This window comes from Haloferula sp. BvORR071 (assembly GCF_000739615.1).
Classification (GTDB): Bacteria; Verrucomicrobiota; Verrucomicrobiia; order Verrucomicrobiales; family Akkermansiaceae; genus Haloferula.
Genome location: NZ_BATP01000036.1, coordinates 1 through 14132, shown reverse-complemented (window position 1 = coordinate 14132; position 14132 = coordinate 1). Strand labels below are relative to the sequence as shown.

Genomic DNA, 14132 nt, shown 5'->3' with positions numbered 1-14132 from the left:
CCGGTCCCGCGCCATACTGGCTCCGACGGCAATTGCCGGACCTGTCATGACCCTGTTGATCAAACTGCTCATCGCCGCCTTCCTCGTCTTCTGGACCTTCGTCGGCGGCTGGCTCGTGGTGAAGCATGGCGCGCTCTTCGGCCCGCACGCGGACCACCGCGCGGAAACGCCGGGTGCCCGTTCCTTCGGCCTCGCGCACATCGGCGCGGTCTGGGTCGGAGCCTTCGCGCTGGCGGTGTACTTCTTGTTTTTGTGAAGAGCTCCCAAGGGAGCGCCGTCAGAGTTCCTTGCGTCGGCCTTCAACAATGCTCTGACGGATCTTCTCCATAGAGTGTTCCTTGCCACAAGCTTACTCGTTAAGCGAACCGATCCAACTGCCGCGGGCTGCGAGATGCGTCAATACTCCCGCTTCAGCAGATACTCCGCGATCTCCCGCAGGCGTTGCGCCTTGTTCTTGAAGGGCACCAGCGCATCCATCGCTTCCTGCGTGAGCTTCGCCGCTTCCTTGCGCGACTTCTCAAGACCAAGGATCGAGGGATAAGTCGCCTTCTCTACCGCCGCGTCCTTGCCAGCGGTCTTGCCGAGGACTTCGGTGGATTGGGTGACGTCGAGGATGTCGTCGATCACCTGGAAGGCCAGGCCGAGAGCGCGGCCGAAGACGGTGAGGCCTTCGAGTTGCTTCTCGGTGGCATTCGCGGTCATCGCGCCGAGGCGGATGGAAGTCGTGAGCAGGGCCGCGGTCTTCGCCTCGTGGATCTTCACGAGCTGGGCCTTGGTGAGCTTCTTCCCCTCCCCTTCCAAGTCCATGACCTGGCCGCCGATCAGCTTGGTCGAGCTACCGGCGAGGGCCAGCTCGGCCACATAGGCCGCAGCCGGGTAGCGCTTCGCGGGTCGCGTCTGGGCGACCATCAGGAAGGCCTCGGTCAAGAGGGCATCACCGGTGAGCACGGCCATGCCTTCGCCGTAGACCTTGTGGCAGGTCGGACGACCGCGGCGCAGGTCATCATCATCCATGCAGGGCAGGTCATCATGGACCAGCGAGTAAGTGTGCAGCACCTCAACCGCGCAGGCCGGCGCCAAGGCATCCTCCGGATCGCCGCCGCAGGCTTCCGCCGCAGCGAGACAGAGGATCGGGCGCAACCGCTTGCCGCCGGCGAAGACGGCGTAGCGCATCGCGCCGTGAATCGTGGCCGGCTTCTCCTTGGCCTTCGGCAAGAAGGCATCGAGCGCGGCATCGACTTCGGTGGCGCGGGCGGCGAGATATTGCTTCAGGTCCATATGCGGCAGGTAAAAGGCAGTGATTCACCGCCAAGACGCCAAGTGCGCCAAGTTTCTCAAGAAAGAAGTCCACCGGACGCCAAGTACTCCTGAGTTATCTCAAGCAACTTGGCGTCTTGGCGCTTCGATAGCCGCTCAGAGGATCTCAGCGATCTGCACGGCATTCAACGCAGCGCCCTTGCGAACTTGGTCGCCGACCACCCAGAGGTCGAGGGCGTTGTCGAGGACGAGGTTCTTGCGGATGCGGCCGACGAGGCAATCATCCTTGCCGGTGGTGTCGAGCGGCACCGGGAAAACCTTGTTCGCCGGATCGTCCACGACCTTCACCCCGGGCTTGCCAGCGAAGGCGGCGCGGGCGGCCTCCACATCGACGGGCTTCTCGAACTGCGCGGTGATCGAGACCGAGTGCGAGCGGTAGACCGGCACGCGGACACAGGTGCAGGAGACCTTGAGATCGGCGTGGCCGAGGATCTTGCGGCCCTCGTTGAGCATCTTCATCTCCTCCTTGGTGTAGCCGTTGTCGGTGAAGACATCCACCTGCGGGATCACGTTGAAGGCGATCTGGCGGGGATAGATCTTCGGCTCGAAGGGCAGGCCGGCAGTGATTGCCTTCACCTGCTCTTCCAGCTCGATGATGCCCTGCGCCCCGGAACCGGAGACCGCCTGGTAGGACGAGGCGATGATCGACTTCAGGCCGAAGAGCTCGTGCAGCGGCGCCAGCGCCATCAGCGAGATGATCGTCGTGCAGTTCGGATTCGCGATGATCCCGCGCGGGCGATTCTTGGCCGCCTGCGGGTTGATCTCCGGCACCACCAGCGGCACGTCCGCGTCCATGCGGAAGGCCGAGGAGTTGTCGATCACGACGGCACCGGCGGCGGCGGCCGAGGGTCCGAAATCCTTCGAGATCCCGCCGCCGGCAGAGAACAGCGCGATATCGACCCCCGCGAAGCTATCGTGGGTCAGCTCCTCCACGACCACCTCTTGGCCCGCGAAGGAAATACGTTTCCCGGCCGAACGGGCGGAGGCCAGCACGGTCAATTTACCGACCGGGAACTTCCGCTGTTCGAGACAAAGACGCATTTCTTCTCCCACCGCTCCGGTGGCACCGACGATGGCGACGTGCTTGGGTCCGCTCATGATATTTTGGAGCGGCGAATTGTAGGGCGGATGTGCGGTCTGGCAACCGAATCGTGCGCGGGCGGCTCCGGCTTTTACCTTGCGCGCCCTATCTGATCCGTTAGACTCGGTCTGGGTGCGGAGTAAATTTCGCCCTCCTGATAACCAACCGAAAGCAACTACCATGAAGCTCATCAAAGCCGTCTCCCTTACCGCCGCCGCTCTTGGCACCCTGCTCGCCGCTTCCTGCTGCGAAAGCAAGTCCGCTCCCGCTCCCGCCGCCCCGTCCTACGTGGCTCCGTCCAAGTAAGTAGGCTGGGTCGGACTGCACTGACCCACGAGGTCCTTGCATGATGACTCAACGCAGGGTGGACCACCCGCGGGTCCACCCTGCTATTTTTTTTGCGCTTCAATCATTTTTCTAGCGAAATCCATAAAACCCCTTTTGACTCCAGCCATGTTCCGCGCCATCGCCATTGTTTGCCTCACTGCTTCCGCCTTCGTTTCCGCTTCCTGCTGCTGCACCAGCGAGCCCAAGGCCCATCCGCTGCGCCCGCTGCCGCAGTTCCAAGAAGTTCCGGCCGCTCCTGAAGTTCACTACTCGAAGTAATCAGGCATAGGCGATCCGCTCGCGGAAATCCGATTTTTGAAAAGCCCCCGCCCTTATCCGGCGGGGGTTTTTTTGTGGCTTTTGTGCCTACTACGTAAAGCCACGAGGGGGATCTAACACTACGAGATTGCCAGATGAAATCTATCCGGGTAATCGAAGAAACCTCCCAAGATGAAAACCCCGGATAATCGCGTACGCTTCCAAGCGCCCAGCCGCCACTACCACCGCCATCGCGTGGACGACGCGAACGAGGCTTGGGACCGCTGGATCGGCAATGACACTGAAAAGAAAGCGAAGGGAAAGTTCATGACCTTCGCCCTTTGGACCCTTGTAAGCGTGGGCTTCCTCGGGGTGATCGGGGTCATGTGCTACCAATTGTTCTAGGCGGCCCTAAGTATTCTCCCGCCGGGGCGCACGGGATCGCGCTTTGACAATCGCCGGCCTCTGACCCACGGTGCCCGCCCGCCGGACCTCCGGCGTGCACACCATGGGCAAGAGCCTCTATCAAAAAGTCTGGGACGCCCACACCGTGGGCAAGTTGGCCGACGGTCGCACACAGCTTTTCATCGGCACTCACCTCATTCACGAGGTGACCTCGCCACAGGCCTTCGGCATGCTCCGGGATCTCGGCCTGACGGTGAAATATCCCGCTCGCACCTTCGCGACGGTTGACCACATCGTGCCCACGGAAAATCAGGATCAGCCCGTCGACCCGCTTGCGGCGGAGATGATGGCCGCCCTGCAGAGCAATTGCGACGACTTCGGCGTGACCTACTTCGACCTGAAGTCCGGCAAGCAGGGCATCGTCCACGTGGTGGGCCCTGAGCAGGGCATCACCCAGCCAGGCACCACCATCGCCTGTGGCGACTCCCACACGGCCACCCACGGTGCCTTCGGCGCGATCGCTTTCGGCATCGGCACCACCCAGGTGCGGGACGTGCTGGCAACCCAGACGATGGCCATGGAGCCCCTGAAGGTCCGCCGCATCGAGGTCACCGGCAAGCTCCGCCCCGGCGTCTACGCCAAGGACGTGACCCTTCACATCATCCGCATCCTCGGCGCCAAGGGAGGCATCGGCTTCGCCTACGAATACGCGGGCGACGTCTTCGATGCGATGTCGATGGAAGAGCGCATGACCGTCTGCAACATGGCGATCGAAGGCGGTGCCCGCTGCGGCTACGTCAATCCGGACGCCAAGACGGTGGCCTACCTGCAGGGGCGCCCTTACGTGGATATGAGTGACTTCGACGCCACCGCCGCGCGCTGGCTGTCCTTTGCCTCCGATGCGGATGCCGTTTACGACGACATCGTGAAGATCGACGCGGCGGACATCGAGCCGACCGTGACTTGGGGCATCTCGCCGGACCATGGCATCGCCATCTCCGAGACCATCCCTGACCCGGCCAAGGCCCAGACCCCAGGCGAAAAGGCCTCGGTGGAAGAGGCGCTGGCCTACATGAAGCTGCCCGCGGGCGCGCCGATCAAGGGCCAGAAGATCGACGTGGCCTTCATCGGTTCCTGCACCAATGGCCGTCTCTCCGACTTCCGCGAGGTCGCCAAGTTCATCCAAGGCCACAAGGTGGCGGCGGGCGTAAAGGCGATCGCCGTCCCCGGCTCCCAGATCGTGGCCCACCAGTGCGAACAGGAAGGGATCGACAAGATCTTCTCCGCCGCGGGCTTCGAATGGCGCGCCGCCGGCTGCTCCATGTGTCTGGCCATGAACCCGGACAAACTGGTGGGTGACCAGCTCTGCGCGTCCTCCTCGAACCGCAACTTCAAGGGCCGCCAAGGCTCGCCGACCGGCCGCACGGTGCTGATGTCGCCGGTGATGGTCGCCGCCGCTGCCATCCAAGGCAGCATCGCCGACGCCCGCGAACTCTTCGAACTGGAACCAGAGGCTGCCGTCGCCTGAACCCGAACCGTCAATCCAGACCACCATGGCTCTCGAAAAAGTCACCCAAGTCACCGGCCGCGGCGTGTTCGTCCCCGGCGCGGACATCGATACCGACCGCATCATCCCCGCGCGCTTCATGAAGTGCGTGACCTTCGATGGTCTCGGGGAGTTCGCGTTCTACGACGTGCGCTTCGACCCCAATACCGGCGAGAAGACGAACCACCCGCTGAATGACTCGCGCTTCGACGGGGCGACGATCCTGCTCGCTGGCGTGAATTTCGGCTGCGGCTCCTCCCGCGAGCACGCCCCGCAATCGCTGAGCAAGTATGGCTTCAAGGCCGTGATCGCCCAGTCCTTCGCAGAGATCTTCTTCGGCAACTCAACCACTTTGGCCATGCCCTGCGTGACCCTGCAGGCGGCTGAGATCGAGGCCCTGCGCCAAGCGGTGGAGGCCGATCCCGCCGTCCAGATCACGATCGACCTCGTCGGCAAGCGCGTGAAATCCTCCGCTGGCCACGACTTCGCCCTGAGCATCCCGGAATCCGCGCGCGACGCGCTGGTGGCGGGCCGCTGGGACCCGATCCAAGAGCTCTTGGACCGCGAGGAAAAGATCGCCGAGACGGCCAAGGCGCTGAATTACGTCTGAGGCTCATCCATTTCGGGGCGGCCCTGCTGGAATGGCAGGGCCGCCTTTTTGTTTTCCACGATTGAAGATCCAGCCAGGACCGGGGAAAAACCCGCACCAACGGTTAGACTGCCTAACCCCTCCGTTGGGTTGACGTGGGCGGGCCGCTGGGATAGGCCTGCGCCCCATGATTGGACTCCGCTCTCTTTTCCGCCTCTTTGCGCTCTGCGCCCTCGTCGGCTCTGCGGCAGCCCAAGTGCAGGTCTCGTTGCAAGTGGCGAGAAGGAGCTTCGTGGCAGGTGAATCGGTGCCGGTGACCGTCAGCATCACCAACCTCTCCGGCCAGGATTTGAATTTCCAAGGCAGCAAGGGCGCCGGCTGGATCGATTTCACTGTGACCTCCAGCCGCGGCGTGCCGATGAGCCCGTTCGGCGATCCCGCCTTTGGCAGCATGAAGGTGCCACTTGGTCAGACCATGGCCCGCAGCTTCGACCTGCGCCGGCTCTTCTCCCTGACCCAGCGGGGCGACTACTCGGTATACGCCGTGATCCGGCTGCCAGGGCAGAACCGTGACGGCTTCATGTCCAACCGGGTGGCCTTTACCTTGGACAGCGCGCTCCCCTACTGGACCCAGCGCATCGGCGTGAGCGGCCAGTCGGGCCGTGAAATGCGTGTCCTGAGCTACAATAACGGTAGCAAGAACATGCTCTACTCCCAGGTCGTCGACCTGAAGACCGGCTCCCCGCTGCAGACTCACCAGCTCGGCGAGTACCTGAGCTTCGCCAAGCCCTCGGTGACCATCGACAAGAAGCAAGTGATGCACGTCCTCTACCTGACGGGTCCCACGGTTTGGACCCATGCGCGGATCTCGTCCGACGGGGCAATCCTCGGTGGCGAGCTCCACAAGGCGCCCGGTGGCGGGAATCCGGTACTGATGACCGCACAAGACGGCAGCGTGCAGGTGGGCAATAGCATTGTCTACGACCCAAAGGCCGAAGCCGAGGCCCGGAGCAAGGTCCGGAAGGCCTCCGACCGGCCTACCGCCGTCTACAATTGAGGAAAAGCGCGGATAAGGCCGGGCGATTTACCCTTTACAGGGAGGTCGTATATACTTAAAAAATATAAACTTTTCTTAAATCTTAAGCACTTTAGCCTTTTTCTGACATGAGCAGACTTCGTCGCTTTTTCCTTCCCCTCCTAGCTATCCTCCTGACGGGGGCCACCGCCCAGGCGCGGAATTTCCGGACCGTGGTGATCGACCCGGGCCACGGCGGCCATGACAAGGGTGGCCAATGGGGCCTCGTTTACGAGAAGCACCTGGCTCTCGATATCGCCACCCGCGTGGAGGCTGAGGTAAAGAAGCGCGGCTTCCGCACGGTGATGACCCGCCGCAGCGACTACTTCATTTCCCTGCCGGAGCGCTGCCGGATCGCCAGCCGCTATTCCGACGCGATTTTCGTCAGCATCCACACCAACTACACGTGGCGGCAGGATGCCTCCGGCTTGGAGACCTACTTCTTCTCGCCGCAGAGCCAGGCGCTGGCCTCCTACGTGCACAGCGGCATGACTTCCAAGGTACGGACCGTGAACCGCGGCGTGAAGACCGCGCGCTTCTACGTGATCCGCAATACCACCTGCCCGGCGATCCTCTGCGAGTGCGGCTTCGTGAGCAATCCGAGCGAGCGCGAGCGGATGAAGCAGGCTTGGTTCCGCCAGGCGCTGGCCGAGGGCATTGCGGACGGCATCATGCGCTTCCGCCGCGCGGGCTGATGCGCTAGCCTGCGGGCATGTCCTTTGTCACCGGTGCGGCCATGCGGTCGCTGGAGGAAGCTGCGTTCGCGCGCGGGATCACGGCAGAGCATTTGATGGATCTGGCCGGCGAGGGAATCGCGCGGCGCTTGGCCGGGCAGTTTCCCCAGCCGGGAACGGCGGTCGCCTACGTCGGCAAGGGCAATAATGGCGGCGACGCCCTGGTGGCCCTGCGGCATCTGCGGGCGCAGGACTGGCAAGTGGCGGTGCGGGCCGCTTGGCCGGAGCCGGAATGGGGCGAGCTACCCCGCAAGAAGCTGCGGGAGCTGGGACTTGCCCCGGTACGGGCTGCGGACCTGAGCGTGCCGTGGAGCGGCCCCCTGGTCCTGCTGGACGGGCTGCTGGGGATCGGTGCGAAGGGCGGCAGCCTGCGGGAGCCGCTGGCCACCTTGGCTCGCGAGATGGAGGATTGGCGCGAGAACAGGGGCGCGATCATCGCGGCCATGGATCTGCCCTCCGGGCTGGATGCCGACACGGGCGAAGGCGACGCCGTAACGGCGGACCTGACGCTCATGGTGGGCGCGCCAAAGCGGGGCATGGCGATGGAGAATGGCGTGAGAAGGTCCGGGCGCGTGATCCTGGTGCCATTGGAAGACCTGCCACTGACGGAGGATCCGGATCTAGCGTTGTTCTGCCCGGAGGCATTCCCCGGTCTGCTCACGCCGCGGCCGCACGATTTCCACAAGGGTGACTCGGGGCGGGTCGGAATTCTTGCCGGCTCGCCCGGCATGACGGGAGCGGCAGTGCTCTGCGCCAGTGCGGCGCTGCACGCCGGGGCCGGGTTGGTGAGCCTGCATGTGGAGGAGAACTTCCTGCCGCATCTGGCCGCCGCGATGCCGCCGGAGGTGATGATCCGGGCCTCGGCAAATCCGGTGCAGGAGGCATTCGACGCCGGGCACGACGCGCTGGTGATCGGACCGGGGATCGGAAATGCCGGGAGGAGCTATCAGTCCACGCTGCTGTCGCGGCTGGAACGCAGCACACAGCCGGCGATCCTGGATGCGGACGCGCTGAACCTGCTGGCGATCTCGGGGCGACTGGAGCTGTTGCGGAAGGAGCATGTGATCACGCCTCACCCGGGGGAATTCAAGCGACTGGCTCCTGAGCTCGCTGGAATGGAGCGGGTGGAAGCGGTGAAGGCCTTCACGGAGCGGCATGCCTGTACCCTGCTTCTGAAGGGCGCTCGAACCTTGGTGGGGAAGCCGGGAGAAGCGGTGCGCTTCAATCCAACCGGGCATGCCGGCATGGCATCCGGAGGACAGGGCGATGTGCTTTCCGGGGTGATCGGCGCGCTGTTAGGGCAGGGCTTGGCGGGAGTGGATGCCGCGGCACTCGGGGCATGGCTGTGCGGCAGAGCGGCGGAGCTCTGCATGGCGGATGGGCCGATCTGTGTCGCAAGCGATACCGTGCAGCACTTGGGCTGCGCAATGCGGGATTGGAGGGAGCAGCGGCGATAAGTTCACAGGGCCGTTCTGGAGACTTGAAGTTCCTCTTCAAATGTTGCATTTCCAGCACTCTAGGAAGCCAGCTTGGCCCTCACCACCCCGCCCATGAAACCCGAACCACCACCACTCCAAATCGCAAGTCCATGCCCCAAGAAGTGGACCGACATGAGCGGCGATGCGAAGCGGCGCTTCTGTGAGCATTGCCAGCTCCATGTCCACAATCTCTCGGCGATGTCAGTTCGTGAGCGCGATCAGTTCGTGGCTGAATCCGGCGGGCATGCGTGCATCGCCTACGAAGTCCGCGATGATGGCTCTATGGTGACGCCATCCCGGTGGGCTTGGCTGCGTGTTCCACTCCTGCGCACCCAGCAAACCGCCGCGGCACTCCTGGCGGCTTCTCTGCCCATGTTCTTCTCGGCCTGTGCCACACGCCAGCAACTCGGCAAGATGGCTCAGGCTCCCGAGGCTTCGACCAAGCCCGGCAAAGATGAGAATCGTCCTGTGATGATGGTTGGCTCTCCGCAGAGGCTTCCGCCTCCCAAGAAGAAGCGGTGAGCGGGATAGGCGCAACACCTCGAAAACCATGCGGGACATCATGCACAAACCGATCGCCACGAAGGAGGAGCTTCTCGCCTTGATGTTCAAGCTGATGGACGAAGCGGATGCGGTGGTGTGGCCCAGCGATACGCCTTACAGCTTCATCCAGCAGATGGCCGCTTGGTTGGAGAAAGAAGGATCGAATGCGAATCAGCCGTCTTGGGATCTATTCGCTCGAATGCTGGAGGCAGGGCGAGGCGATGAAGGCTTGGACTAAAAAAAGGAGCATGAATGGATCACGCTCCAAAAGATCTCATCCGTGAACGATCCTCAAAGTAACGCCGCGGCACCCGGAGCAGCCTTCCTCGTCTTCAAGGAAAGGCTCTCCGACTCGCCCTTCGTCGAGAGAATCTGGCGGAGCCATAGCGAGGGTGCAGGCACATTGCATTCGATCGCGGCTTGTCACTGGGAAATGGTGGTCTCGCGCTTCGAGGGAAAGACCTCGATGATTGTGCGCGGACCGGAGACCCTGGTGAGCACCGCGGAATGCCCTGCGGGAGGCGAGTGGTTCGCGATCCGCTTCAAGCTCGGGACCTTCATGCCGGCGCTTCGTCCGGGGACGCTTCAGAACCGGAATGATGTGACCTTACCCGATGCCTCTTCCAAGGCATTTTGGTTGAATGGCTCTGCTTGGGAGTACCCTGACTTCGAGAATGCGGAGACTTTTGTGAGTCGGCTGGTGCGCAAGGGGTTGGTGGCCGAAGATCCGTTGGTCGCCTCAATACTTCGTGGTGAGCCGAACGATCTAACAGCACGGACCGAGCAACGCCGCTTCGTGCAGGTCACGGGCATGACCCGCGGCACCATCGAGCAAATCGAGAGAGCCCGCCACGCCACCAATCTCCTGAAGGCAGGCAGGCCGCTGATCGATGCCGGCCTCGAAGCGGGCTACTACGATCAGGCGCACTTCACGCGTTCGCTGAAACGCTGGATCGGCCAGACGCCTGCACAGGTCGCCCGCGCGGAGGAGCAACTGTCGTTCTTATACAATACGGAGCCACGGTAGTTCTTCTATGCCGTGGGAATGCCAATCGAAAACCAAGCTCCCACCGCAAGCCTCTGGGCCGGCGGAATCATCAGCGGCCTGATCATCGCTTTCCTGATCTTTGACGGGGTGACCAAGCTCATCCGGGTCGCACCCGTGGTGGAGGCATCGTCCAAACTCGGGATTCCTCCCGAGACGCTGCCCTCGATCGGCCTGCTGCTGCTCGCCTGCACTGCCCTTTATTCTGTGCCCAAGACCGCCATCCTCGGAACAGTTCTTCTAACCGCCTACTTGGGGGGAGCCGCCGCGATTCACGTCCGCGCCGCGGCTGGCACATTCCCCGTGGTCTTCTCCGTTGCCTTCGGGCTTTTGACCTGGCTGGGCCTGGTATTGCGCGAGCCGCGGCTCATCAAGCTGATCCTCTTCCGCCAGTGGTAAGCTAGCTGCCGATCCTCCTTTCCCACCACCATGTCATTCCAAGCCTACCTCACCAACATTCAGGCCAAGACCGGAAAGAGCCCCGCGGAGTTCCGCGCCCTCGCCGAGCAAAAAGGATTCACCCGCAACGGGCAGCTCGCACCCGGCGTGAAGGCCGACGCGATCGTCGCTTGGCTCAAGGAGGATTTCGAACTCGGTCACGGCCATGCCATGGCCATCGTGGCCTTGCTGAAGGGGAGCAAGAGAGAGGGTGACGATTGAGTCTCCGGCATTTCTCGGCCGACTTGGTTCTCGCTTCGCAGCAGGTCCAACGGCACTCTGCCCTGCATAGGAACGCAAGATCGTGGCAGAATCCATTTCATCCGATTTCGTGAAACGCGCCTCCGCCATCGCGCTCGAGGCCCATGCCGGCCAATTCCGCCGCGACGGGACCACACCCTACGTGCGCCATCCTGAAGCGGTCGCAGCGCGGGTCGCCGGGGATCCGCTGGCTGAAGCTGTGGCATGGCTCCATGACGTTTTGGAGGACACGGCGGTCACACCAGAGATGCTCCGCAGTGAAGGGATTCCGGAAGAAGTAATCGCCGCCGTCGCGATGCTGACCAAGCCGGACGGGGCCGACTACGAAGAATACCTGCGGGCGATCAAAGCCAATCCGCTGGCGAAGAAGGTGAAGCTCGCCGACATGCTCTCGAACTTAGGCGATCAGCCCTCCGAGAAGCAGATCCTGAAGTACGCGAAGGGTCTAACCATCCTCCTGACCTGAGCGGTCCCAACGAAGGCGACTTGCGGACCGCCAGCCCTGCCAACAGTCAGAAGAATGCCACGAGAGTATTACGGATGCTCGTTTCGCCACGAAGGTGCAGACCGGTATTTGATTTGGTATGCGGATGAACCTGACGGCGTTTACATCGACCGAGCTGGATATGCCCCGACCTTTCCCGATGATCGCCTGCTGGTCGAGTATGCCCGGGTTCACGGGCTTGCTCCGATCTCGATTCAGAAGCCGGTATTGCATGATTTGGATTCGGCCGAGCGGTTCGCCGGAGAATCCACCGCCATTCAGTTCGATTGTCCCGAGATTCTGAAGGCGTGGAACCTATTCGGAGATTTCGCCCACAGCCTCGACACCTCCTTGGGAGCGAGCTTCCGCGAATTCGACGAGACCCTGAATCCGGTTTACGACAAGGTTTTCCGCAGCTGCAATCTTCCGGCAATGACCCCGAAGAGCGAGGAGTATCACCCGGTCTGGAGTGCCGGCGAGATCGACAGGATCCAGAAGCTGTTGAAGGTCGGATTCGCGCTTTTCCGATCCGCCGTGCGACCCTTTTCACCAGGCGAGGAATAGCCGCTGGTTGAAACCGATCCCCGCCGCGTGCTATCAAACAATCAGCCCATGGCTACGCCGAAAGAAATCATCAAGCTCGGCCAGATCGAGATTCGCTTCCTGCTCGACGGTGACGATACGAACGGGACGCTTTCGATGTTCGAGTTCATCGTGCCGCCGGGCGCCCGGGTCCCAGCTCCGCACTATCATGAGGAGTTCGATGAAATCGCCTACGGGATTGAAGGCACCCTCTCCTTCACGGTGGATGGCAAGTGCAACGAGATCGGTCCGGGTGAGCGTTGCTTCATTCCACGCGGCGCCATCCATCATTTCGAAAATGCCGGTGAGGTGACGAGCCGCACCCTCGCGGTCCTCTCGCCGGCCCGGATGGGTGCAGCCTACTTCCGGGAACTGGCCGAGCTGTTTGCCGGTGGGCCGCCGGATCCCGCGGCGGTGGCCACCATCATGCGCCGGCACGGTCTCATCGTGGTTCCGCCAAGCGCCTAATGGGGCGAGGCCAGCCCGGCGGCTGTGCCGCTTCCTCCAGCTTGATCAACTGGCTTCGATCCCGCTTCACGCCGCCAGCTCGGCGAAGACCATCAGGCCCGAATTCGTCTGCAGGGTGCTGATGACCACCACGTCCTGGGTGGTGCCGATCTTCTTCACGGCGTGATTTACGACGATCATCGTACCATCCGGCAAATAGCCGACGCCCTGGTGCTCGTCCTTGCCACCGCGGACAAGGGCAAGTCGGATCTTTTCACCGACGCCGACGGCGGGCCGCAGAGCATCGAGGAGGTCGTCCAAGTTGAGCACGTCGAGCCCGCGGAGCTTGGCGACCTTGCAGAGGCTCTCATCGCTGGTCAGGAGACGGGCACCGAGGAGCTGGGCGATTTGGATCAGGCCGCTGTGGATCGTTTCACCCGTGGTAGCGGCTGCGTCCTCCACCGAGACAGGAATATCCCTCGCGACGCGCATGTTTTCCAGGCAGGCGAGGCCACGTTCGGCGCGCTGACGCTTGGCCGGTGTGGGGGAATTGGCGAGAAGCTGGATTTCATCCAAGACGAAACGCGGGATTACCAGCCGGCCAGTCAGGAAGCCCGCACGAACCACCCCGGGAATGCGCCCATCCATCACCGATTCAGCGTCAAGGACCACCGGCTGGCCGGTGCTGCTGTCCTGGCGGAAGCGGACGTAGGGGATGATGAAGGCAAAATCATCCCGGCTACTGCGGAGCGCGATCACCGCACCGAGGAAGCCCAAGGTGGCGTAGAGCAGAAGATTCAAGCTCAGTGCCAATGTGGAGGCGATGTCCGCACCGTTCTCCGTCGTGCTCAAGCGGTCCCGGAACGTGATGTTCAGCAAATCGAAAATCTGCAGCCGGGTCAGCAGCCAGGCGCAAAACACCCCGACCAGCAGCCCGAAGGTCGCCGTGGAAAACGCGCGCAGGCTGAAGCGCTTGATGAGTAACTCGAACCAGACAAAGACCCCGCCCAGGAAAAGACCGCCGCAGAGACCTTGAAAGGTGGAGACTTCGATGGGAGTTCCCTTCGTGATCGACGCAATGGCATACCCGGCCCCGGCGCAAACCAGCAGATAGAGAACGCGCGCTATATTGACGGAAGCGGGAGCCATGGGGTGCTTGAAGCATCTAGCATTCCTCCGGTAGCGGCAAGCTCAAGAGAGGAAGGGATCCAGGCAGGAGTTAGAGAGATTTCAGGTTTCAAATTTGAGATTTCAAATTCGAGCAGGCGAAGAATCCAAGCCCGGGCCACTGCCCGCTGCCCGCCCCAACAAAAAAAAGCCCCGCTTCCCGTTAGGAAAGCGAGGCTCTGGAAAATTCCGGGATTGAGAGGCAGACCGGGTTTACCAGTCGTCGCCGCCGCCACCACCGTAGCCGCCCTTGCCGCCGCCACCACCACCGTAGCCGCCGCGACCGCCGCCGCCACCACCGTAGCCGCCCTTGCCGCCGCCGCCACCACCGTAGCCGCCCTTGCCGCCGCCACCA

20 protein-coding genes are annotated in these 14132 nt (G+C 62.7%); 17 read left to right on the top strand and 3 right to left on the bottom strand.

Annotated elements, in window-relative coordinates:
• Positions 1-46: 46 nt before the first annotated feature.
• Positions 47-256 (top strand): hypothetical protein, encoded by a 210-nt coding sequence (locus BV071_RS20240; RefSeq protein WP_035611228.1) that lies wholly within the window; start codon positions 47-49, stop codon positions 254-256.
• Positions 257-396: 140 nt separating this feature from the next.
• Here BV071_RS20240 and BV071_RS20235 read toward each other — a convergent pair whose 3' ends face one another.
• The gene (locus BV071_RS20235) at positions 397-1278 is read right to left on the bottom strand and encodes a polyprenyl synthetase family protein (protein ID WP_035611226.1); all 882 of its coding nucleotides are present in this window, start codon (positions 1276-1278) and stop codon (positions 397-399) included.
• A 135-nt stretch (positions 1279-1413) separates the two neighbouring features.
• Positions 1414-2415 (bottom strand): aspartate-semialdehyde dehydrogenase, encoded by a 1002-nt coding sequence (locus tag BV071_RS20230; protein ID WP_035611224.1) that lies wholly within the window; start codon positions 2413-2415, stop codon positions 1414-1416.
• Positions 2416-2578: 163 nt separating this feature from the next.
• Between BV071_RS20230 and BV071_RS35605 the strand changes: the two genes are divergently transcribed.
• From BV071_RS35605 to BV071_RS20160, 16 genes are all read left to right on the top strand, one after another.
• A complete protein-coding gene (locus tag BV071_RS35605; protein ID WP_265594678.1) occupies positions 2579-2704 on the top strand; it encodes a hypothetical protein in 126 nt (41 codons plus the stop codon).
• Between the two features lie 147 nt (positions 2705-2851).
• Positions 2852-3004 carry a hypothetical protein gene (locus tag BV071_RS35600; RefSeq protein ID WP_265594677.1) on the top strand — a complete coding sequence of 51 codons (153 nt, stop codon included), beginning with the start codon at positions 2852-2854 and terminating at the stop codon, positions 3002-3004.
• A gap of 171 nt (positions 3005-3175) precedes the next feature.
• The gene (locus tag BV071_RS20225; RefSeq protein ID WP_035611222.1) at positions 3176-3388 is read left to right on the top strand and encodes a hypothetical protein; all 213 of its coding nucleotides are present in this window, start codon (positions 3176-3178) and stop codon (positions 3386-3388) included.
• Positions 3389-3491: 103 nt separating this feature from the next.
• Positions 3492-4916 (top strand): 3-isopropylmalate dehydratase large subunit, encoded by a 1425-nt coding sequence (gene leuC / locus BV071_RS20220; protein WP_035611283.1) that lies wholly within the window; start codon positions 3492-3494, stop codon positions 4914-4916.
• A gap of 25 nt (positions 4917-4941) precedes the next feature.
• Entirely contained in the window at positions 4942-5544 is a 603-nt protein-coding gene (leuD, locus tag BV071_RS20215) for a 3-isopropylmalate dehydratase small subunit (protein ID WP_035611220.1), read from the top strand.
• 166 nt (positions 5545-5710) lie between these two features.
• The gene (locus BV071_RS20210) at positions 5711-6580 is read left to right on the top strand and encodes a hypothetical protein (protein ID WP_035611219.1); all 870 of its coding nucleotides are present in this window, start codon (positions 5711-5713) and stop codon (positions 6578-6580) included.
• Positions 6581-6687: 107 nt separating this feature from the next.
• Positions 6688-7293 (top strand): N-acetylmuramoyl-L-alanine amidase, encoded by a 606-nt coding sequence (locus BV071_RS20205; RefSeq protein ID WP_035611216.1) that lies wholly within the window; start codon positions 6688-6690, stop codon positions 7291-7293.
• Positions 7294-7310: 17 nt separating this feature from the next.
• Positions 7311-8789 carry a bifunctional ADP-dependent NAD(P)H-hydrate dehydratase/NAD(P)H-hydrate epimerase gene (locus tag BV071_RS20200; protein WP_035611215.1) on the top strand — a complete coding sequence of 493 codons (1479 nt, stop codon included), beginning with the start codon at positions 7311-7313 and terminating at the stop codon, positions 8787-8789.
• 93 nt (positions 8790-8882) lie between these two features.
• Entirely contained in the window at positions 8883-9332 is a 450-nt protein-coding gene (locus BV071_RS33350) for a hypothetical protein (protein ID WP_265594675.1), read from the top strand.
• 40 nt (positions 9333-9372) lie between these two features.
• A complete protein-coding gene (locus tag BV071_RS20190) occupies positions 9373-9591 on the top strand; it encodes a hypothetical protein (protein WP_265594674.1) in 219 nt (72 codons plus the stop codon).
• 42 nt (positions 9592-9633) lie between these two features.
• Positions 9634-10380, top strand: coding sequence for an AraC family transcriptional regulator (locus BV071_RS20185; RefSeq protein WP_052573657.1), 747 nt, complete (start codon positions 9634-9636; stop codon positions 10378-10380).
• An 18-nt stretch (positions 10381-10398) separates the two neighbouring features.
• A complete protein-coding gene (locus BV071_RS20180; RefSeq protein ID WP_035611211.1) occupies positions 10399-10797 on the top strand; it encodes a DoxX family protein in 399 nt (132 codons plus the stop codon).
• A gap of 30 nt (positions 10798-10827) precedes the next feature.
• Positions 10828-11058, top strand: coding sequence for a DUF4287 domain-containing protein (locus tag BV071_RS20175; RefSeq protein ID WP_035611209.1), 231 nt, complete (start codon positions 10828-10830; stop codon positions 11056-11058).
• Positions 11059-11167: 109 nt separating this feature from the next.
• Positions 11168-11563, top strand: a complete 396-nt coding sequence (locus tag BV071_RS20170) for a bifunctional (p)ppGpp synthetase/guanosine-3',5'-bis(diphosphate) 3'-pyrophosphohydrolase (RefSeq protein ID WP_052573656.1) — start codon at positions 11168-11170, stop codon at positions 11561-11563.
• Positions 11564-11617: 54 nt separating this feature from the next.
• Positions 11618-12145, top strand: a complete 528-nt coding sequence (locus BV071_RS20165) for a hypothetical protein (RefSeq protein WP_265594673.1) — start codon at positions 11618-11620, stop codon at positions 12143-12145.
• Positions 12146-12193: 48 nt separating this feature from the next.
• On the top strand, positions 12194-12631 hold the full coding sequence (locus BV071_RS20160; protein WP_035611205.1) for a cupin domain-containing protein: 438 nt from the start codon (positions 12194-12196) through the stop codon (positions 12629-12631).
• Positions 12632-12697: 66 nt separating this feature from the next.
• Here the strand turns inward: BV071_RS20160 and BV071_RS20155 are convergent, their stop codons facing one another.
• Positions 12698-13759, bottom strand: coding sequence for a hypothetical protein (locus BV071_RS20155; protein WP_052573655.1), 1062 nt, complete (start codon positions 13757-13759; stop codon positions 12698-12700).
• Positions 13760-14132: the final 373 nt, after the last annotated feature.